The sequence below is a fragment of the Amycolatopsis sp. NPDC114478 genome (assembly GCF_055633805.1).
The window spans coordinates 12790-31721 of sequence record NZ_JBVKDO010000030.1 but is presented as its reverse complement, the minus strand read 5'-3'; the positions used below and the strand labels follow the sequence as shown (position 1 = coordinate 31721).

Below are 18932 nucleotides of genomic sequence, written 5' to 3'. Positions count from 1 at the left end.
TAACTTGGAGTGATTCATGCCTGCTACCGGTGGACGGCACCGCCTCTCGCGGCGGACGAAGATCGCGACGGCGGCCCTCGGCCTCGCGCTCGCGGCCGGCGCTCTCGTGATCGCGACGACCGTCGGCGACCCCGGCGCGGCCAACGCGGCCGGCGTGGCTTCGGGCGGTCGGATCACCTGCCCCGACGTCGCTTCCCGGCTCCCCGTCCTCCCGGCGTCGGCCCAGGCCGAAGTCCAGCGCAACCTCGATCTGCTGAACACGCAGCTCACCGAAGCCAACAACCGGCTGGTCAGCACCGTCGGCCAGGGCGGCCCGAACTTCGTGCAGAACGCGATCCTCGGGCCGCTGAAGGACAAACGCGTGTCGACGATCGACCGGATCGCCATCGCGATCGGCCGCCAGGGCCAGAAACCGCAGGGCCTCGACAGCCTCGCCGCGTGCTCGCAGGGCGGGCAGGCGAACACCGGCGCGGGCACCGTTTCGGCTGCTCCGGCGCCGGCCCAGGGCACCGGAAACACGGGGAACACCGGGAACGCCGCCGGGCAGATCACGTGCCCCGACGTCGCGTCGCAGCTGCCCGCCATCCCGGCGTCGGCCCAGGCCGAGGTCCAGCGCAACCTCAACCTGCTGAACACGCAGATCGCCGAGGCCAACAACCGCCTCGTCAGCACCGCCGGCCAGGGCGGCCCGAACTTCGTCCAGAACGCCATCCTCGGCCCGCTCGAGGACAAGCGCGTCGCGACGATCAACCGCATCGCGACCGCCATCGGGCGCACCGCGGCCAAACCGCAGGGGCTCGACGCGCTAGCCCCGTGCAGCCGCTGACAGGGCGCTGATCCGCAGGAAACCCTGCGCGGCCATGGTGAACCGCACTTCGGTCGTCGTGACGGGATCGAACTCGAGCGTCGTCGGGTCGTTCGAGCCGCTCCCCCACGTCACCTTCGGGTTCCGCACCGGCTCCCAGCCGCGCGCGGTGCGGTGAGCGACTTCGATCGCCGATGGCAATGCGTGCTTCCCGTCCACGACGAAGTTCGCCGTCACCGCGCCGATCCGCCGGGCCGCGGGGAAGGCGAGCGACACCCAGTCCCGCGCACGCGGCCTGCTCACCGCGGGCAGTGTCGCGGTTGCTTGCTTGACGTAGAAGTTCGACCAGCCGGTCGCGGGGTCGCCGTCGAGCATCGCCGTCGGCAGCGTGTCCGGCGCGCCTGAATAACTCGCGTCCGCCGCGACGAAAGCCGGAACCACCGGCCGGTCCGCAGCCCGGGCGCCGGGACCGTTGCGCTGGCCGAGGTTGGTCCCCGGCAGCGTGGTCTTCCCGGGGGCCAGGCCGGGCGCGCTCGCCGTCACGGTGATCGGGCCCCGACCGCCGGTCGCGGCGATGACGGCGACCGCCTGGCCGCGGAACGCCGGGATCGTCGGCTGCTGGTAGCTCTGGGCGAGCTCCTGGCGCCCGTTGTCGACGCCGGCGACCCGCCCCGGCCCGCGGACGGCGAACCGCAGCACCGGTTCCGCGCCGGGCACCACGACCCCGCGGGAGTCCACGACGGACGCGGTCACGAACGCCATCGCGCCGTCGCCGCGCGGCTCGGCGGTCAGCGTGACCGCGTGCGGCGGCCCGGCCGTGACGAGCCGGTCGCGCGCCACCTCGCGGCCGCCGGACGTGGCGATCGCGGTGAGCGTGCCGGGTTCGAACGGCACGGTCCAGGTCAGGTGCAGCTTGCCGGTACCACCGTTCGGGCTGGTGTAGCTGCCGGACGGGTCGTTCTTGTCGTCACCGGCGGGTTCCGACGTCTCCAGGTACGGACGTCCGTCCACAGTGGTCTTGCGGTCGAACCGCTTGACGCCGAGCGACCGTCCGTTGAGGACCAGCTCGACGGTGTCCACAGTGGAGTAGACCCACACCGCGACCGGTTCGCCCGGCCGGTGGGTCGTCCAGTCCATCGGCGTCAGGTGCACCATCGGCGCGGTCGTCCACTGGCTGCGGAAGAGGTGGAAGGCGTCCTTGGGCAGGCCCGCGCTGTCGATCGCGCCGAAGAACGACGTCTTGACCGGGAAGACGTCGTACGGCGTCGGCTCGCCCAGGTAGTCCTGCCCGGCCCAGAGGAACTGGCCCTGGCAGAACCGGCGGTCGCGGTCCTTCTTGTGGGAGTACTCGCCGCTGAACGTCCACGAGGCCAGGTTGTTGTCGTACGACGACGTCGCCCGCTTGCCCGGTGTGTGGTTTTCGCCGGTGTTGAGCAGGTCCGGGTCCTGGTAGACCCCGCGCGTCGAGGTTTCCGACGACGACTCGGACTCGAAGAAGAACTTGTCCGGGTACTTCGCGTGCAGCCCGTCGATCGACTGGGCGGTGTTGTAGTTGACGCCGAGGCCGTCGAGCTGCCGCAGGATCAGGTCCTGCGGCGAGCCGGGCGCGGGCACGCTGCGGTAGCGGTCGGAGCCCATGACGGCGGGCCGGGTGGGGTCGATCCCGCGAACTGTCTTGATGAGCTCCGCCGCGATCGCCGGGCCGCCCGCCATGGACGCGTCCGGCACCTCGTTGCCGATCGACCACAGCACGACGGCGGGCGAGTTCTTGGCCGCGTGCACCATTTCCGCGATGTCGCGCCCGCTCCACGCGTCGAAGTCGCGGTGGTAGTCGAACTCGACCTTGCCGGTCCGCCAGCAGTCGAACGCCTCGACCATCATGAGGATGCCGAGCCGTTCGCAGACGGTCACCAGCTCGGGCGCGGGCGGGTTGTGGGCGGTCCGCAGCGCGTTGGCGCCCATCGCGAGCATCAGCCGCATCTGGCGTTCGAGCGCGGCGGGGTCGATCACCGCGCCGAGCGGCCCCTGCGTCGCGTGCAGGTTGACGCCACGCAGCTTCATCGGCTCGCCGTTGAGCGAGAACCCGCGGTCCGGGTGGAACTCGGTGTACCGGAAGCCGAAGTCCGCGGTGGTCGTGTCGAGCACGTGCCCGGCGACGACGACGTCCGTGCGCACGCGGTACAGCCGCGGCTCGCCGACCGACCAGAGCCGCGGGGCGGCGACGGTCTGGGTGGTGACCACCGTGGCGGTCTTGCCGGCGGCCACCGGCACGGTCGCCGCGCCCGTCGCCACGACCCGGCCCGCGAGGTCGGTGACGGTGGTGCGCACCTGGGCGGCCAGTGCCCCGGCGGAGTCGTTGACGACGTCGGTGGCCACTTTGACGGTGCCCCGCCCGGCGGCGATGTCCGGCGTCGTGACGAAGGTGCCGTGCCGGCCGATGTGCACCGGTTCGGTGACCACCAGCCGGACGCGGCGGTGGATGCCGCTGCCGGAGTACCAGCGGCTGCTGGGCAGCGGGTTCACCGCGCGGACGGCCAGGACGTTCGGCGTCCGGCCGTCGGTGTGCAGGCGGCCGGTGAGGTCGAACGCGAAGCCGGTGTAGGCGTAGGGGTGGTTGCCGAGCAGTTCGCCGTTGAGGAAGACGTGGGCGTCGGAGTAGACGCCGTCGAACTCGACGGACACGCGCTTGCCGGCGAGCGACGGCGGCAGCGTGAAGGTCCGGCGGTACCAGCCGAGGCCGCCGCGGAAGAACCCGGAGCCGCTGTCGGTGCCCTGAGCGGTGGGCGGGAGTTCGATGCTCCAGTCGTGCGGGACGTCGACGACCTGCCACGTCGAGTCGTCGTAGGCGGGGTTCGCGGCGTCGGCGAAGCGGCCGTCGGGGTCGGTGACGCCGTCGGGGTTGGCGAGGGCGAACCGCCAGCCGGTGCCCAGGTCGGTGGCCCGGCCGGTGAGGTCGAGGTCCGGCCGGGAAAGGGCTTCCGCGGCGCGGGCGGCGGGCGCGAGGGCCGAGGTGACGACGGCGGCGCCGAGGCCGCCGAGGACGAGGCGTCTGCTGGGGGTGGTCGGCATCGACGAAGTCCCTTCCGGCGGCGGACGCGGCGGAAAGCACTATTGCACAAGGGTTTCCGAGCGGACAAAGGGTTCGACATTTTCGAACCGCAACGCCGTCAGCGGCCGTTCTGGCTCCGGGACCAAGCACCCGCGTCGGCGCTGTAGCGGACGAGCAGCCGGGCGAACTGGGTGCGGTCCTCCGGCGACCAGCCGGCCGTGATGGCTTCGAACACCCGGCGCTGCTCGGCCGCGAACCGGTTTCGCTCCGCTTCGCCGCGTTCGGTGAGCTCCAGCACGGTCCGGCGGCCGTCGGCCTGGGACGCCGCCCGCCGGACCAGGCCGACGGCGATGCAGGCCGCGACCGTGCGGCTGGCCACCGGCTGCGCGACGCCCATCTCGGCGGCGAGCCCGCCGACGGTCAGCTCGCCCGGCGCGTCGGCGATCACGTTCAGCACCAGGTTGCGGGACAGGTCCCGGCCCGACGCCGGGGTGCGCCGGCGCAGCCGCGACAGCGCCGGGCCGATCCGGTCGAGCAAGGAGTCCTCAGCGCTGTCCACTCCTGGATCGTAGTACCCCCCGCATTTGCATGCCAGTCGTTAACTGCATAGCATTGGGTATGTAACTGCGAACGAGAAAGCGAGGCCACCATGGCCACCACCGCCATCACCGGAGCCCGGGTCTTCGACGGGGAGAAGGCCCTCGGGGTGCGGACCGTCGTCCTCGACGGCCCGAAGATCCGCCGGATCGGCGGCGACGTGCCCGCCGGGGCCGAGGTCGTCGACGGCCGGGGCGCCACCCTGCTGCCCGGGCTGATCGACGCGCACGTCCACTCCGCGCCCGGCTCCCGGGCGCTGGCCCTGCGGTTCGGCGTCACCACCGAGCTGGAGATGCAGGGCATGAACACCCGGGAGAACCGGGAGCGCGTCGCCGAGGACGACACGGTGGCCGACATCCGGTCGTCCGGCTTCGCCATCACGCCGCCGGGCGGGCACCCCAGCGAGCTGATGCCGGAAGGGTTCCGGCCGGGCGGCGACCTGCCGCCGGTGATGCCGCTGATGCCGTTCTCCACCACGCCGGAAGAGGCCGCCGCGTTCGTCCCGCGACTGCTCGCGCGGGGCTCCGACTACATCAAGTTCATGATCGACGACGGCAGCGTCGAGGGGCATCCCGGGCTGCCGATGCTCGACCAGGCCACGCTCGACGCCGGTGTCGCCGAGGCCAAGAAGTACGGCGCCCTCACCGTGGCCCACACGCTGACCCTCGACGCGACCCGGATGGCCGCCGAAGCCGGCATCGACGGGGTCGTCCACGTGTTCATGGACCGGCCGCACACCGAGGAGATCGTGGACCTCGTCGCCGCGGCGGGGATGTTCGTCGTGCCGTGCGTCTGCCTCGACGCGTCGATGATGGGCATCACCGGCAGCGACCTCGCCGACGACCCGCGCGTCGCCCGCCACCTCGACGGCAAGTGGGAGGAGACCCTGCGGGCCAGCTACGACCGCTACCCGCAGGGCAAGCTCGAGGACGTGCTGGAGACCGTCCGGGCGCTGGACGCCGCGGGCGTCGACATCCTGGCGGGCACGGACGCCTCCATGGCGGAGACGTTCTTCGGCGGCCTGGCGCACGGAGCCAGCCTGCACCGGGAGCTGCGGTACCTCGTGGCCGCCGGGCTGACGCCCGAGAAGGCGCTGCGCGCCGCGACGGCGACGACGGCGCGCCGCTTCGGCCTCGGCGACCGGGGCCGGATCGCCGAAGGGCTCCGCGCGGACCTCCTGCTCGTCCACGGCGACCCGACGGCGGACATCGACGACACGCTGAACATCCGCGCGGTCTGGCGGCGGGGCACCCGGCTCGGCGAATCGTGACACACCTGGCCAGGAGCCAAGCGACCGCTTAGTATGGTCTCCGACCCCGAGGAGGCCGCCTTGTCCACTGTGGATGGTGTCCGGTACGCGGCGGACAGCGCCGTCGCGACGCTGACGTTCGACAAACCCGACCGCAGCAACGCGATGGACGTCCCCATGCAGGCCCGCTACGGCGCCCTCCTCAGGCAGGCCGACGCGGACCCGGACGTGCGCGCGGTGGTCGTCACCGGGGCCGGCAAGGCGTTCTGCCCCGGCGCCGACCTGGGCCTGCTGGACGACATCGCAGCGGCACCCCCGGCGTCCGGCGGCGGCCACGAAAACTTCCGTGACGTCCTGGCGGCGTCCTCGGTGGGCGTCCCGGTGGTGGCGGCGATCAACGGCGGCTGCGCGGGGCTGGGCTTCGTGATCGCCTGCTCGGCGGACGTCCGCTTCGCCGCGGCGGATGCGAAGTTCACGACGGCGTTCGCCCGGCGCGGGCTGATCGCGGAGTACGGGATCGCGAAGCTGCTGCCGTCACTGGTCGGCGAAGGCCGGGCGCGGGACCTGCTGTTGTCCGGACGCACGTTCACCGCGGAGCAGGCCATGGACTACGGCTTGGTCCAGGAGGTGGTCCCGGCGGAGGAGCTGCCGCTGCGCGCCCACGCGTACGCGACGGAGCTGGCGACGTACAGCGCGCCGCGGTCGATGGCGGTGATGAAGGCGCAGTTCACGCGGGAGGCTTTGCTGCCCCTGGAGGAGGCGGCGCGGGAGGCTACGGCGTTGATGATCGAGTCGTTCGGGCGGCCGGAGCTGGCCGAGGGGCTGGCCAGCTGGAACGAGCGGCGGGAACCGAAGTTCCCACCGCACCCGGCGGAGTGACCCGGTCGTGAGTGGGAAACAGTGTTCCGACCCTGTTTCCCACTCACGACAGCGTCAGCCTCGGGTCCAGCTCTGGGCCGCGCTCTGGTTGCAGTCGTAGATCTGCAGCTGGGTCCCGTCCGTCGTCGTGCTGCCCGGGTCGTCCAGGCACTTGCCCGACTGGGGGTTGACCAGCGCTCCCGCGGTTCCTGCCTGCCACTTCTGGGCTCCGGAGCTGTTGCACTGCCACAGCTGGACCTTCGTGCCGTTCGCGGTGCCGCTGTTGCTCACGTCCAGGCAGCCGCCCTGGGCCTGCAGTGAGCCGTCCGCCGCCGAGAACCACTTCTGGGCTCCCGTCGAATTGCACGTGTACAGCTGGACGTGCGTGCCGTTCCCCGTGCCGCTCTGCGCCACGTCCGCGCACTTCCCCGCGATCCCCGACGTCAGCGGGCCCAGGTGCGGCAACGTCCCGTCGTACGACGGCGGCGGGTTCGACGCCGCCCACGACGTGTTCGCCGTGGTCCCCAAGGTGAACGCCAACGTCCCGCCGGACCCCAGCGCCGACGTCGGCGCGTACGCGTTGTTCCACGCCGAGCCGTTCCAGGTCGCGCTCTGGACGTACGGGGCGTTGTCCGCCGCCGCCGGGGCGTTCACCGTCAGGGTGGCGCCGCTCGGCAACGTCACCACCGCCTGGGTGAACAGCGGGCTGCCCAGCGCCAGGTCCGCCGTCCCCGGCGTCATCGGGTAGAAGCCCAGCGCCGAGAACACGTACCACGCGCTCATCGCGCCCAGGTCGTCGTTGCCGGCCAGGCCGCCCGGCGCGTCCGTCCAGATCTGGTCCTGGACCTGCCGCACGACCTTCTGCGTCTTGTACGGCTGCCCGACGTAGTCGTACTCCCACGGCAGCTCGAGGCTCGGCTCGTTGCCGAGGTCGGCCTGCGAGCCGCCGCTGCCGTGGAACCCGGCCAGCACGCTGTCGAGGTAGCTCACGAGCGAAGCGTTGCCGCCGCGCGCCGCGGCGAGACCGGCCACGTTGAACGGCACCATGCCGGTGTACTGCCACGAGGTGCCCTCGACGAAGTTCGACCCGCTCGCCGGGTCGAAGCCGCCGGTCCAGGCGCCGCTCGCGTCCTTGGGCTGCATGAACCCGCTGGACGGGTTGAAGGTGTTCTTCCAGTTCTGCGCGCGGCCCGCGTAGAACGCCTGGTTCGCGGTGTCGCCCAGCGCCCCGGCGAACGCGGAGAGCGCGAAGTCCGCCGTGTCGTACTCCAGCTGCGTCGAGACCGGGCCGTAGAAGTTGCAGCACTGGTAGGTGCCGTTGGCCGGCAGGTAGCCCGGCGCGTTCGTCGCGTTCAGGCCCGGCCGGACGTTGTTGAGCACGCTCGCTTCCTTCAGCATCGCCTGCAACGCCGCCGAAGTGTCGAAGTTGCGCGCCCCGAAGGCGTAGTAGCTCGCGAGGATCGCCGTGCCGGGGTCGCCGACCATCACGTACGTCTCGCCGTTGTTCTGCGCCCACTTGGGCAGCCCGCCGCCTTGGGCGTAGTCGGCGATCATCGACTGCGCGATGTCACCGGTCTGGGACGGCGCGACCAGCGCGGAAAGCTGCGCCTGCGTGCGGTAGATGTCCCAGCCGGAGAAGTTGGCGTAGTGCGCCGAGTGTCCACTCGCGACGGTGTGGACCTGGTTGTCGAAGCCGATGTACTGGCCGTTGCGGTCGGAGAACACGTTGGGGTGCAACAGCGAGTGGTAGAGCGCGGTGTAGAAGACGCGCTGCTGCGCCGCGGTGCCGCCGGCGACCTGGATCCGGCCGAGCAGGGAGTTCCAGCTGTCGTGCGCGGCCTGCTTGGTCGCGGCGAAGTCGAACGCCGGGATGTCGGCCGCGCGGTTGTCGACCGCGTTCGCCACCGAGACGTAGGAAATGCCGACCTTCGCCTGCACGGTCGGGTTGCTCGTCGTGTCGAACCGGACGTACGCGCTGCCCGGACCGGCGTCCGGCGCGGCCTTGGCCGTCGCGGTGCCGTGCAGCTTCCCGGGCGATGCCTTGGGCGTCACCGCGGTCGCGGCGGCCGTCCCGCTGGTGCTGAACGCCCGGTCGAAGACGACGTCGAAGTACAGCGTGTAGGTGAAGCCCGCGCCGCAGAAGTGCCCGGACGTCACCGACCCGGACACCTCGGTCGGGCTGACCACCGTCCACGTCTGGTTCGACGTGCCGTTCTGGCTGCCGTTGAGCTTGAACTGCAGGTTCGCCTGCGACGTCGCCGGGAACGTGAACTTGCCGATCCCGGACCGCAGCGCGGTGGTCAGCTCGGTCTTGACGCCATTGCCGAGCCCGGCCGAGTAGTACCCCGGGCTCGCAGACTCGTTGCCGTGGCTGAAGGACACGGTCGCGCCGGTGTTCACCGCGCCGACCGTCGGCAGGATCGGGACGTCGCCGTCGGCGCCGCAGCCCGGGCCGGACAGGTGCGTCAGGCTGAAGCCGGTGACGGACGAGTCGTTGTACTCGTACCCGCCGCCGTCGGGCCGGCTGGGTGTGTCGGGACTCCACTGGACCATGCCGAACGGGACGTCCGCGCCGGGGAAGTCGTCGGCGGCGTTGGACGTGCCGATGAACGGGTTGACCAGCGACGCCGGGTCGGTGACCAGCTGCGCCGCGGACGCGGGTACGGGGATCAGCCCGGCCAGAGCCAGGACGGTGGCGGCGCCGAGCCGCGTGAGGGTACGCAAGACCATGAGACTTGTCCTTCGCCATTGAGCACAAGTTCAGCCGATGCGAGTCGGAACGGTCCTCGCGCGCTGACACCGTTGTCAACGGTCCGTGGTGATCCTGTCGCGTTCCGGACACGGCCGGGTGAAAGCGATGACTTTTCCCGGCCGCCGCCGTCAGTACTGAAGTCCGCGAACCCGTTCAAAGGAGACATCGATGGCGAAACTGCTCTACGGCTTCAGCTGCTCGGTCGACGGCTTCGTCGCCGGCCCCGGCGGCGACATGTCCTGGCTGACCCCCTACCTCGGCCCGGATCCGCTGGTCGACGAGCTGATCCCGGAGATCGGCGCGCTGCTCGTGGGCCGCCGGACGTACGGCGGCGACGATCCGCACCGCGGTACCGAGGGCGAGGGCAAGGCGTTCGGCGGCGGCTGGGAGGGACCGCAGTTCGTCGTGACCCACCGGCCCGCCGCTCCCGCGCCCGGCGTCACGTTCGTCGACAACCTTGTCGACGCGGTCGCCGCGGCGAAGGAAGCGGCGGGCGGGAAGTACGTCAACGTCCTGGGGGCCGACATCGCCCGGCAGTGCCTCGAAGCCGGGGTGCTCGACGAGATCCTGGCGATGCCCGTCCCGGTGCTGCTCGGGGACGGCGTGCGGATGTTCGACCGGCCCGGCGGCAAGCCCGTGGGCCTCGAAGAGTTGCGGCCGCACTGGTACCGGGTGGTCTAGGGCCGCATCCCGAACGATGGGCGGCCGAGCAGCTTCGGCAGCACCGCGTAGGCGTCCGGCACCCAGTCGCACAGCCGCGCGCGGGTCTCGCGCGGGTCGATGACGTCCTCCACCGAGAACCGCTCCGCCGTGCGGAACGGCGAGCGCACCGCGTCCAGGCGGGCGCGGATCTCCTCGATCCGCGCCGCCCGGTCGTCGGCCGCGTCGAGCTCGGCGCGGTAGGCCGCCTCGATGCCGCCCTCGACCGGGAGGGAGCCCCAGTCGCCCGAGGGCCACGCCCAGCGGCGGACCAGGCGGTGGCGGTTGACCTGGCCCGCGCCGCCGACGCCGAACACCCGCCGGACGATCACCTCGGCCATCGGCACCCGCGCCTGGTAGACCGCCGTCACCGCGCGGGCGCCGTGCCGGATCGCGCCCGCGCGCTCGGCGGCCGCGCCGATCACCATGCCCGCCTGGTCGGTCAGCGACACCAGCGGCAGGTGGAACGTCTCGCACAGGTCGACCAGCCGCGTCATGACGTCGGCGCCCTCCGGCGTCAGCGTCGCGCCGCGGTACGGGTCGGTGGCCAGGACGCCGACCGGGTGCCCGTTCAGCCGCGCCAGTCCCGCGTACGCCGAGCCTCCCGACACGGCGTAGTCGAAGACCGACCCCTCGTCGAAGACGCCGTCGAGCAGCGGCCGCAGCCGGTACGGGTGGCGGCGGTTGCGCGGCACCAGCGACAGCAGCGCTTCGTCGCGCCGGTCCACCGGGTCCGAAGTGGACCCGACCGGCGGCAGCGCGTCCACAGAGGACGGCAAGTACGACAGGAACCGTTTCGCCACCGAGAAAGCCTCGGCCTCCGACGCGACGATCCGGTCGACCGCGCCGCTGCGCCGGTGGACGTCGGCGCCGCCCAGCTCCTCCTTGGTGAGGTCCTCCCCCGTCGCGTGCTTGACGACCGGCGGCCCGGCGACGAACAGCTGCCCGGCGCCCTCGACCAGCACGTTCAGGTGCGACATGACCGCCCGCGCGGCGCCGAGCCCGGCGACCGGGCCCAGGCAGAGCGCGACCACCGGCACCGTCGAGAGGTTGTCCACCACGAGGTCCCAGCCCGGGTTGACCGGGACGTAGGTGAACCCGTGCTGCTCCAGCATCTTGACGCTGCCGCCGCCCCCGGTGCCTTCGATCAGCCGCACCAGGGGCAGGCCCAGCTCGTTCGCCAGCCGCTCGGCGTGGACCTGCTTCTCCATGATCGCCGCGTCGGCGGCGCCACCGCGGACGGTGAAGTCGTCGCCGCCGATCGCGACGCGGCGGCCGTCGAGCCGGGCGGTGCCGATGACGAAGTTGGCCGGGGTGAAGGCTTCCAGCGTGCCGTCCACATAGGACGCGGTGCCGGCGAGCGCGCCGATTTCGTCGAAGCTGCCGGGGTCGGCCAGGGCCGCGATCCGCTCCCGGACCGTCGACCGCCCGGCGGCGTGCTGGCGGGCCACCTTCTCCGGCCCGCCCATGCGCTCGGCCAGCTCGCGCCGCCGCGCGATCTCGTCGACCTCCGGCTGCCAGCTCATCCGGCTTCGACGGCCGCTTCGACCTTGCGCTGCAGCTTGTTCATCCCGCCGAGCCACCGGTCGGTCTGGGTGGCGCGCGCCGCGTAGTAGTCCGCGACCTCCGGGTGCGGCAGCACGAGGAACCGCTTCGACTCCATCGCCGCGAACAGCGCGTCCGCGACCTGCTCCGGCTCGATCGCCGACGCGCCCATCAGCAGCTGCCCGGCGGTGCCGGTGCTCTCCAGCATCGCGGTGCGCACGCCCTGCGGGCAGATCGCCTGGACGGTGATACCGCGGTGCCGGTAGGTCGCCGACAGCCACTCGGCGAACGCGAGCGCGCCGTGCTTGGTCACCGAGTACGGCGCCGAGCCGAGGCTGGTCAGCAGGCCCGCGGCGGAGACCGTCGCGATGAAGTGGCCCCGGCCGCGCTCGAGCCAAGCGGGCAGCAGCAGGTTGGCCGCGCGGACGTGCGCCATGACGTTGACGTCCCAGGTGCGCGCCCAGACCTCCTCGGGGCTTTCCGCGCCGCCGAAGGGCGCGATGCCCGCGTTGGCGCAGAAGACGTCGATCTCGCCGAGCGTCTCGCGGGCGCTGTCGATCAGCTTCGCGACACCTTCGGGGCTCGCGACGTCGCCGGCGAAGGCCGTTCCCTTGACCTCGGCGGCGACTTCGGCGGCCTTGTCGCCGTCGAGGTCGGCCACGACGACCTGGGCACCATCCGCGGCGAAGCGGCGGGCCAGCGCGGCACCGATGCCGCCGCCACCCCCGGTGACGACTACGCCGGTCACAGGCCACCGCCCAGGGTGACGCCGCCGTCGAGGACCATCGTCTGGCCGGTGATCCAGCCCGCGTCGTCGGACAGCAGGAACGCGACGGCGCCGGCGATGTCGGCCGGCACGCCGAGGCGCTTCATCGGGTAGGCGGCGGAAACCTCTTCCTCGCGGCCCTCGTAGAGCGCGGTGGCGAACTTCGTCTTGACGACGGCGGGCGCGACGGCGTTGACCCGGATCTTCGGGCCGAGCTCGGCGCCGAGCTCGACGGTCAGCCGGATCAGCGCGGCCTTGCTGACGCCGTACATGCCGATGCCCGGCGAGGCGCCGAGGCCGGCGACGGAAGCGACGTTGACGACCGCGCCGCCGTGCTCGCCCATCCACGCGTCGCGGGCGCGCTTGGTCCAGCCGAGCGGCGCGAGGACGTTGACGCCGAGGATCTTCGCCGCGGCGGCGGGGTCGATGTCGAGGGTGGGCCCGTAGACGGGGTTGATGCCGGTGTTGTTGACCAGGTAGTCGAGCCGGCCGAAGGTCTCGATCGTTTTCGCGACGGCCTCGTCCTGGTGGTCGGTGTCGTCGGCCTTGCCGGGCACGAACATGGCGACGTCCGGCCCGCCGAGCTCGTTGACGGCCTCTTCGAGCGCCTCGGGCTTGCGCGCGGTGATGCACACCTTGGCCCCGCGTTCGACGAGCGTCTTCGCGATCCCGAGGCCGATGCCCCGGCTGGCCCCGGTGACGATCGCGACGCGATCCTTGAACGAGTTCACGGCAGTGTGTCTCCTTCGCGGTGTGGTACCCGGCACATGCTAAGCGGTCGGTCAGGTGCCCATTATGCGCGCCCGCGCCATCCTCTCAAGCCGACGCGCGTCACACCGGCGAAGCGCAGGGGACAGGGTCGCCGTCGATTCCGCCCTTGCCCCTGACATCAATGTCAGGTTTTAGCGTACGAGCATGACCGAAGTGCACGGAAGCCACGATCCTCGCTTCGCCCCCGTCCGCGACGCGCTGCGGCGGAACCTCGCCGCCGGCGAGGAGCTCGGCGCGTCCCTCGTCGTCGACCTCGACGGCGAACTCGTCGTCGACCTCTGGGGCGGCTTCCGCGACGAAGCACGCACCGCGCCGTGGGAGCGGGACACCATCACCAACGTCTGGTCGACCACCAAGACCGTCGTCAGCCTGGCGGCGCTGGTGCTCGCCGACCGCGGCGAGCTCGACCCCTTCGCGCCGGTCGCGCGGTACTGGCCCGAGTTCGCCGAAAACGGCAAGGAGAACGTCGAGGTCCGGCACCTGCTGTCGCACACGTCCGGGGTGTCCGGGCTGGAGCAGCCGGCCGTGGTCGAGGACCTCTACGACTGGGACAAGACGACCGCCCGGCTCGCGGCGCAGGCGCCGTGGTGGGCACCGGGCACCGCCTCCGGCTACCACGCCACGAACTTCGGCCACCTGGCCGGCGAGGTGATCCGGCGGGTCAGCGGCAAGACCGTCAAGGACTTCGTCGCCGAGGAGCTCGCCGGACCGCTGGACGCCGACTTCCGGATCGGGGCCGCGGAAGCGGACTGGCCGCGGATCGCGCCGGTCGTGCCGCCCCCGCCGGGGCAGTACGACCTCGAGCCCGGCAGCGTCATGGCCAGGACCCTGACCGGCCCGGCCGTCGACGCGGCCGTCGCCAACACGCCGGCGTGGCGCCGCGCGGACCTCGGCGCGGTGAACGGCCACGGCAACGCCCGCTCGGTCGCCCGGCTGCTCTCGGCCCTCGCCCTCGGCGGCACGGCCGGCGGCGTCCGCCTGCTCGGCCAGGACACGATCGACCTCGTCTTCGCCGAACAGGCGAACGGGACCGACCTCGGCCTGGGCATCCCGCTGCGCTGGGGCATCGGCTACGCCCTCCCCCGGCCCGACGCGGTGCCGTGGATCCCGCCGGGCCGGGTCTGCTTCTGGGGCGGCTGGGGTGGTTCGGTGATCATCATGGACCTGGACCGGCGCCTGACGATCTCGTACGTGATGAACAAGATGGCGCCCGGCACCATCGGCTCCGACCGCAGCACGACCTACGTCGACGCGATCTACGCCGCACTCGGGTGACGTGGGTCCGGGTCGCCGGCCGGTCGGGGCACGGCCGGCGACCCGGGTCTCCTCAGACGCCGCTGACCTGGCGGATCCAGCCCCGGCCGGCGGCGACGCTGCCGTAGGTGGTGGTGCTGGACCGGTCGCTGGTCGAGCAGACGCCCACCTGCACGCCGTCGTCGAGCATCGGGCCGCCGGAGTCACCGCCGGCCACCGCGCCGTCCGGGGTGTCCGCCGAGATCGCCGGCCCGCCGGAGTAGTCGCTCGCGCCGGTGTCGGAGATCCGCACCGACGCCTTCTTCAGCACGCTCGACTGGTGGCTGCCCTCGTCGGTGGACTGGGTCGCGCCCCAGCCGTAGACGGTCGCGCCGTCGCCTTCCTGCGCGTCCGAGGAGCTCGACGCGAGCCGCGCGTACGTGCTGCCGCCGTTGGTGTTCAGCTTGATCAGGGCGAGGTCGCCGCCGGAGTACACGTAGGTCGCCGACGCCTTCGCGTGCACGCCGCCGGAAGCGCTGTTCGAGCCGACATAGAGGTCGATGTCGGACAGCCGCTGCCCGTTGTCGTCGTACATGCAGTGCTTGGCGGTCAGCACCCAGCGCGCGCCGATCAGCGTGCTGGTGCAGAAGAACGTGTAACCGTTCGCGTGCCCGTTGAAGCGGGTGATGTAGCCGGGGTTCTGGGCGGTGCTGCCGCCGATGATCGACGGCTGGGCGGCGGGCGGAAGCGGCGTGACGGGCGCACTGGCCGACGCCGGAGCGGCGAGCGCGGCGAGGGCCGCGGCCGAACCGGCGAGCAGGGCGGCGGCGCGGGCGAACGGGCGGGATGACTCACGCATGGGGACTCCTCGGGGGGACCGGTGGGGATTCACCGAACGTAAGCGCGTGGTCCGCCGCCGGTAACCGTCCGAAGATCCGAGCCGATCAACGGAACAAGACAGTTCCTTCGACGGGTTGCCCCGCCCGCGGCCGACGTTCGTCGGGTGACAGCGGTGATCGACGGCTGCTAAACCGAAGGCGTCCGGCACCACCGGACGCCCGTGCCGGCCGCGCGTGATCCGCCTGTCCCGGAATCCCTTGCCCCGCACCGACAGCGAGGATCACCGATGCCGTTGTTCACGGTGCCGCACCCGGACTTCGCCGAGCGGGAACTGGCGCGCGCCCTCGCCGCCGGCCCGTTCAGCCGGGCGCTTTCGCTGGCCATCGACCGCAGCGGGCTGGGGCTGGCCCGCCTCCGGGACCGGCTGGCGGGCGCGGGCGTCCCGGTCAGCACCACGACGCTCAGCTACTGGCGCACCGGGCGGACCCGGCCCGAGCGGCCGGACTCGCTGCGGGCGGTGGCGGTGCTGGAGGACGTCCTCGGCGTGCCCGCGCGAGCGCTGACCGAACTGCTGGCCCGCCCCGGCCTCCCGGGCGCGCCGGACCCGGTCCGGTGGGAGCGGTTGTGGGGTCCCCGCAACGGGGTTCTCCCGGCGCTGCGGTCGTTCGACGCGGCGGAGGAGACGTCCTTGGTGGCGGTCAGCCTGCACGAGGAGCTGCACGTCGGCGCCGACCGGTCGCTGACCCGGCTGCGGGTGCGCGAAGTCGTCCGCGCGGTCGAAGAACCGGTGCAGGCCAAGGTGGTGGTGCTGCGTGGCTGCGTGCCCGGCCACCCGCCCCGGCTGGTGTCGACGCGCTACTGCCGTCCGGTCCGCACCGAGGTGCTGCCGGAGCCGGGGTTCGTGCTCAGCGAACTGGTGCCGAGCCGGTCGCTGGCGGTCGGCGAGACGGCGATCCTCGAGTACGAATTCGCTTACACGGACGGCGTTCCGGACACCAGCTACGACCGCCGGTTCCGCCACCCGGTGGCCGAGCACCTGCTGGAGGTCCACTTCGCCGGCTTGCCGGCGACCTGCCACGGCTACCGGCTCGATTCCCCGGGTGGCCCGGAGCGGGACGTCACGGAGGTCCCGCTGGTCCCGGCCGCGCCGGCGCACCTGTTCACCAGCGGCGGCGGCCCGGGCATCCGGGGCATGCGGTGGAGCTGGCCGTGACCCCGCTCAGGCTCCCTTCGCGAACTCCGTGATGAGGTCCTGCAGCTTCCCGGGCGTCTCCAGCTGCGGCAGGTGCCCGGCGTCCTCGATCACGACGAGCTTCGCGTCCGGAAGCGCGTCGCTGTAAGCCTTTCCGTGCTCGGGCGGGACGATCCGGTCCGCCGCACCCCAGACCACCAGCGCCGGCGCGGCCGCGGCCGGCAGGCGGCCCAGCAGCGTCGGGTCGGTCATCGCCGTGCCGCCGTAGGTCTGCAGCGCCCCGCGGTTGCCGGCCATCGCCGCCTGGCGCTCCGGCGGCAGCTTCGCCGGGTCGATGCGGAACGCGTCCGGGTTCGCGTAGCTCAGGTCGGCGACCTCGTCCATCGTGAGGCTGAAGAAGTCCGCGACCGGCGCTTCCGAGAGGTCCAGGCCGACGGCGTCGACCAGCACCACCCCGGCGACCCGCGGGGAGCTCAGCAGGGCCAGCTCCGCGGTGATCCACCCGCCGATGGAGTTGCCGACCACCGTGACGCCGGTCAGGTCGAGCTCGGTCAAAAGCGCGGAATAGACCCGCGCCAGCCCGCTGATCGTCGTCAGCGGCTCGGGGCGCGGGGTGCCCTCGAACCCGGGGTGGATCGGCACGAGCACCCGGAAGCCGTCCGCGGCGAGGCGCTCGGCGAACCCGGTGACCGACTGGGGACCCGCGCCGCCGTGCAGCAGGAGCAGCGGGCGGCCGGAGCCGTACGCGGTGTAGGTGAGGTCGACCGGACCGAACTCTTCGAGGTCGACGCGCTGGATGTTCGTCATGGGGATTCTCCTGGGGGTTGTCAGTCGGTGACGGGCTCGGTGGCGTAGGCCCGCATGACCTCGGTCACCGCTTCCGGCGTCGGCGGGCGGCCGGCGGCGATCATGTCGCGCAGGTCGCGGAAGTAGTTGACGTAGAGGTCCGGGGTGAAGGTGTTGAGCATGACCGCGGGCTCGTCGCCGTGGTTCGCGAAGGTGTGCGGGGCACCCGGCGGGACCATCACGAGCGTGCCCGCCGGCGCGTCGTGGTCCTGCGTGCCGACGGTGAAGGTCACCCGGCCCGACACGACGTAGAAGCCTTCGTCGTGCTGGGCGTGGCGGTGCTGCGGCGGCCCGTCGGTGTGCGGGGCGACGACGATCTCCGCCATACCGATCCGGTGCTCGGTGGTGCTGCCGTCTTCCAGGATCCGCACCACGGTCGTGCCGATGCTGATCGACTCGCCGCCATCCGGTCCGACGACCGATACGTCCGCCATGCCGTGCTCCTTGATCGGGGTTCTGGCACCAACCTACTTACGAGAGTCAACTCGCGCAAGTACACTCTCACGAGTACGACTGGCGGCCTGGGAGAGAATCGGACGCGGAGATCGGACGAACAGGAGCGGGATGCCCACGACGAGCAAGCGCGAACGGGTCAGCCGGACGGAGCAGAAGGCGCGGACCCGCGCCGCGATCGTCGACGCGTGCCGCTCCCTGATCGCCTCCGGCCGCATGCTGACCATGCCCGAGGTCGCCGAGCTGGCCGGTGTCTCGGAAGCGACCGCGTACCGCCACTTCTCGGAGATCGTGGAGCTGATCAACGCCGCGCTGGTGGGCATGTGGCCGACACCGGCCGAGGCGCTCGAACCGGTCGCCGGCAGCACCGACCCGGCGGACCGGCTGGAGTTCGCCACGAACGTCCTGCTGCGGCACGTAGTCGCCTACCAGGGATCCGTCCGCGCGGTCATCGCCGCGACCGTGGTCAACCCGCCGCGCGCGCAGGCCCGGCCCGGCTTCCGGTTCGGGCTGATCGACGAAGCCCTCGACCCGGTCATCCCGGCGGACACACCGGCCACTGCCCGCCGGCTGGCCCAGCTGAAGCAGGACCTCGCGGCCGTCGTCAGCGCCGACGCGTTCTTTTCGCTCACCGACCTCTGCGGCCTCGACACCGAAGCCGCCATCGCGAGCCTTCAGCGCACGGCACGCACCCTGGTGACGGCCGCGCTGCCCGAACTCACGGCCGGCTGACCTTCCGGCGGGGCGCGGCCGACCGGGGCGGCGTCGAGCGCATGTGGTCGCGCACCGGCGCCAGCAACGCCGCCAGGTTCACGACGTCCTCGCGCGACAACGGCTCGAACAGCAGGCCGCTGACCACCTCGACGTGCCCGGGCAGGACGGCGGCGAGCCGCTCGCGGCCCGCGTCGGTGATGGTCACCGTGATGCCGCGCTCGTCGTCCGGCGAAGGGGCGCGCACCACCAGCCCCGCCTTCTCGAGCAGGCCCGCCTGGTACGTCAGGCCGCTGCGGCTGTAGACGACGCCGTCGGCCAGGTCGGTCATGCGGTGGCTGCCCGAGGGCGAGTCGCCGAGCCGGGCCAGCAGCTGGAACTGCACGTAGCTGAGCTCGCCGGCCTCGCGCAGCTGCTGCTCGACCGCGTGCCGCAGCAGGCTGGTCACCTCGATGAGGTCGAAGTAGGCACCCAGCTGCACGGGGTCGAGCGACGGTCGCGTGTCGGACATGACCGGAGTCTACTGCTTCGAATTCGAAGGTCCCACGGGAACGCGAACCCGGGCA

The 18932-nt window shown here is 72.2% G+C and carries 17 protein-coding genes; 7 read left to right on the top strand and 10 right to left on the bottom strand.

The genetic code is table 11. The features are described 5' to 3' along the window. The first annotated feature begins 16 nt into the window (after window positions 1–16). Window positions 17–826, top strand: a complete 810-nt coding sequence (locus ACZ7OH_RS45905; protein ID WP_470286675.1) for a hypothetical protein — start codon at window positions 17–19, stop codon at window positions 824–826. On the opposite strand, the gene ACZ7OH_RS45900 is transcribed toward ACZ7OH_RS45905, so the two are convergent. Further along, on the bottom strand, window positions 806–3874 hold the full coding sequence (locus ACZ7OH_RS45900) for a glycoside hydrolase family 2 TIM barrel-domain containing protein (RefSeq protein ID WP_470286674.1): 3069 nt from the start codon (window positions 3872–3874) through the stop codon (window positions 806–808). The two genes, ACZ7OH_RS45905 and ACZ7OH_RS45900, sit on opposite strands and share 21 nt — an antisense overlap. 98 nt (window positions 3875–3972) lie before the next feature. Next, window positions 3973–4413 (bottom strand): MarR family winged helix-turn-helix transcriptional regulator, encoded by a 441-nt coding sequence (locus tag ACZ7OH_RS45895; RefSeq protein WP_470286673.1) that lies wholly within the window; start codon window positions 4411–4413, stop codon window positions 3973–3975. A gap of 90 nt (window positions 4414–4503) precedes the next feature. Between ACZ7OH_RS45895 and ACZ7OH_RS45890 the strand changes: the two genes are divergently transcribed. Further along, a complete protein-coding gene (locus ACZ7OH_RS45890; RefSeq protein WP_470286672.1) occupies window positions 4504–5721 on the top strand; it encodes an amidohydrolase family protein in 1218 nt (405 codons plus the stop codon). A gap of 33 nt (window positions 5722–5754) precedes the next feature. Further along, entirely contained in the window at window positions 5755–6579 is an 825-nt protein-coding gene (locus tag ACZ7OH_RS45885) for an enoyl-CoA hydratase-related protein (protein ID WP_470286671.1), read from the top strand. A 54-nt stretch (window positions 6580–6633) separates the two neighbouring features. Here ACZ7OH_RS45885 and ACZ7OH_RS45880 read toward each other — a convergent pair whose 3' ends face one another. Continuing rightward, window positions 6634–9288 (bottom strand): lectin, encoded by a 2655-nt coding sequence (locus ACZ7OH_RS45880; protein ID WP_470286670.1) that lies wholly within the window; start codon window positions 9286–9288, stop codon window positions 6634–6636. Window positions 9289–9478: 190 nt separating this feature from the next. On the opposite strand from ACZ7OH_RS45880, the gene ACZ7OH_RS45875 reads away from it, so the two are divergent. Beyond that, complete coding sequence (locus ACZ7OH_RS45875) at window positions 9479–9991, top strand: dihydrofolate reductase family protein (RefSeq protein WP_470286669.1); 513 nt, start codon at window positions 9479–9481, stop codon at window positions 9989–9991. Here the strand turns inward: ACZ7OH_RS45875 and ACZ7OH_RS45870 are convergent. Genes ACZ7OH_RS45870 through ACZ7OH_RS45860 form a run of 3 tightly spaced genes read right to left on the bottom strand, consistent with a single transcriptional unit; the run spans window position 9988 to window position 13051 of the window. Then, window positions 9988–11535: an acyl-CoA carboxylase subunit beta gene (locus ACZ7OH_RS45870; protein ID WP_470286668.1), complete on the bottom strand. Its 1548-nt coding sequence runs from the start codon at window positions 11533–11535 to the stop codon at window positions 9988–9990. The genes ACZ7OH_RS45875 and ACZ7OH_RS45870 overlap by 4 nt on opposite strands. Next, window positions 11532–12302 (bottom strand): SDR family NAD(P)-dependent oxidoreductase, encoded by a 771-nt coding sequence (locus ACZ7OH_RS45865; protein ID WP_470286667.1) that lies wholly within the window; start codon window positions 12300–12302, stop codon window positions 11532–11534. The genes ACZ7OH_RS45870 and ACZ7OH_RS45865 overlap by 4 nt, the downstream gene beginning before the upstream one ends. Continuing rightward, complete coding sequence (locus tag ACZ7OH_RS45860) at window positions 12299–13051, bottom strand: SDR family oxidoreductase (protein WP_364449862.1); 753 nt, start codon at window positions 13049–13051, stop codon at window positions 12299–12301. Before ACZ7OH_RS45860 ends, ACZ7OH_RS45865 begins: the two co-directional genes overlap by 4 nt. A 184-nt stretch (window positions 13052–13235) precedes the next feature. Between ACZ7OH_RS45860 and ACZ7OH_RS45855 the strand changes: the two genes are divergently transcribed. Further along, window positions 13236–14366 carry a serine hydrolase domain-containing protein gene (locus tag ACZ7OH_RS45855; RefSeq protein ID WP_470286666.1) on the top strand — a complete coding sequence of 377 codons (1131 nt, stop codon included), beginning with the start codon at window positions 13236–13238 and terminating at the stop codon, window positions 14364–14366. Between the two features lie 52 nt (window positions 14367–14418). On the opposite strand, the gene ACZ7OH_RS45850 is transcribed toward ACZ7OH_RS45855, so the two are convergent. Then, entirely contained in the window at window positions 14419–15183 is a 765-nt protein-coding gene (locus ACZ7OH_RS45850; protein ID WP_470286665.1) for a S1 family peptidase, read from the bottom strand. A 267-nt stretch (window positions 15184–15450) separates the two neighbouring features. Between ACZ7OH_RS45850 and ACZ7OH_RS45845 the strand changes: the two genes are divergently transcribed. Next, window positions 15451–16377: a hypothetical protein gene (locus tag ACZ7OH_RS45845; RefSeq protein WP_470286664.1), complete on the top strand. Its 927-nt coding sequence runs from the start codon at window positions 15451–15453 to the stop codon at window positions 16375–16377. A 6-nt stretch (window positions 16378–16383) separates the two neighbouring features. On the opposite strand, the gene ACZ7OH_RS45840 is transcribed toward ACZ7OH_RS45845, so the two are convergent. Together ACZ7OH_RS45840 and ACZ7OH_RS45835 are read right to left on the bottom strand one after the other, a co-directional pair. After that, the gene (locus tag ACZ7OH_RS45840) at window positions 16384–17163 is read right to left on the bottom strand and encodes an alpha/beta fold hydrolase (RefSeq protein ID WP_470286663.1); all 780 of its coding nucleotides are present in this window, start codon (window positions 17161–17163) and stop codon (window positions 16384–16386) included. Window positions 17164–17183: 20 nt separating this feature from the next. Continuing rightward, on the bottom strand, window positions 17184–17636 hold the full coding sequence (locus ACZ7OH_RS45835; RefSeq protein WP_470286662.1) for a cupin domain-containing protein: 453 nt from the start codon (window positions 17634–17636) through the stop codon (window positions 17184–17186). Window positions 17637–17766: 130 nt separating this feature from the next. Here ACZ7OH_RS45835 and ACZ7OH_RS45830 point away from each other — a divergent pair, with 130 nt between their 5' ends. Then, entirely contained in the window at window positions 17767–18387 is a 621-nt protein-coding gene (locus ACZ7OH_RS45830; protein ID WP_470286661.1) for a TetR/AcrR family transcriptional regulator, read from the top strand. Here ACZ7OH_RS45830 and ACZ7OH_RS45825 read toward each other — a convergent pair. Beyond that, on the bottom strand, window positions 18374–18877 hold the full coding sequence (locus ACZ7OH_RS45825; RefSeq protein ID WP_470286660.1) for a MarR family winged helix-turn-helix transcriptional regulator: 504 nt from the start codon (window positions 18875–18877) through the stop codon (window positions 18374–18376). The two genes, ACZ7OH_RS45830 and ACZ7OH_RS45825, sit on opposite strands and share 14 nt — an antisense overlap. Window positions 18878–18932 lie beyond the last annotated feature (55 nt).

Bases quoted from the DNA above. Each gene is read 5' to 3' on its own strand.
- ACZ7OH_RS45905 (WP_470286675.1), top strand. From the start codon at position 17: ATGCCTGCTACCGGTGGACGGCACCGCCTCTCGCGGCGGACGAAGATC.
- ACZ7OH_RS45900 (WP_470286674.1), bottom strand. From the start codon at position 3,874: ATGCCGACCACCCCCAGCAGACGCCTCGTCCTCGGCGGCCTCGGCGCC.
- ACZ7OH_RS45890 (WP_470286672.1), top strand. From the start codon at position 4,504: ATGGCCACCACCGCCATCACCGGAGCCCGGGTCTTCGACGGGGAGAAG.
- ACZ7OH_RS45885 (WP_470286671.1), top strand. From the start codon at position 5,755: ATGGTCTCCGACCCCGAGGAGGCCGCCTTGTCCACTGTGGATGGTGTC.
- ACZ7OH_RS45880 (WP_470286670.1), bottom strand. From the start codon at position 9,288: ATGGTCTTGCGTACCCTCACGCGGCTCGGCGCCGCCACCGTCCTGGCT.
- ACZ7OH_RS45875 (WP_470286669.1), top strand. From the start codon at position 9,479: ATGGCGAAACTGCTCTACGGCTTCAGCTGCTCGGTCGACGGCTTCGTC.
- ACZ7OH_RS45870 (WP_470286668.1), bottom strand. From the start codon at position 11,535: ATGAGCTGGCAGCCGGAGGTCGACGAGATCGCGCGGCGGCGCGAGCTG.
- ACZ7OH_RS45855 (WP_470286666.1), top strand. From the start codon at position 13,236: ATGACCGAAGTGCACGGAAGCCACGATCCTCGCTTCGCCCCCGTCCGC.
- ACZ7OH_RS45850 (WP_470286665.1), bottom strand. From the start codon at position 15,183: ATGCGTGAGTCATCCCGCCCGTTCGCCCGCGCCGCCGCCCTGCTCGCC.
- ACZ7OH_RS45845 (WP_470286664.1), top strand. From the start codon at position 15,451: ATGCCGTTGTTCACGGTGCCGCACCCGGACTTCGCCGAGCGGGAACTG.
- ACZ7OH_RS45840 (WP_470286663.1), bottom strand. From the start codon at position 17,163: ATGACGAACATCCAGCGCGTCGACCTCGAAGAGTTCGGTCCGGTCGAC.
- ACZ7OH_RS45835 (WP_470286662.1), bottom strand. From the start codon at position 17,636: ATGGCGGACGTATCGGTCGTCGGACCGGATGGCGGCGAGTCGATCAGC.
- ACZ7OH_RS45830 (WP_470286661.1), top strand. From the start codon at position 17,767: ATGCCCACGACGAGCAAGCGCGAACGGGTCAGCCGGACGGAGCAGAAG.
- ACZ7OH_RS45825 (WP_470286660.1), bottom strand. From the start codon at position 18,877: ATGTCCGACACGCGACCGTCGCTCGACCCCGTGCAGCTGGGTGCCTAC.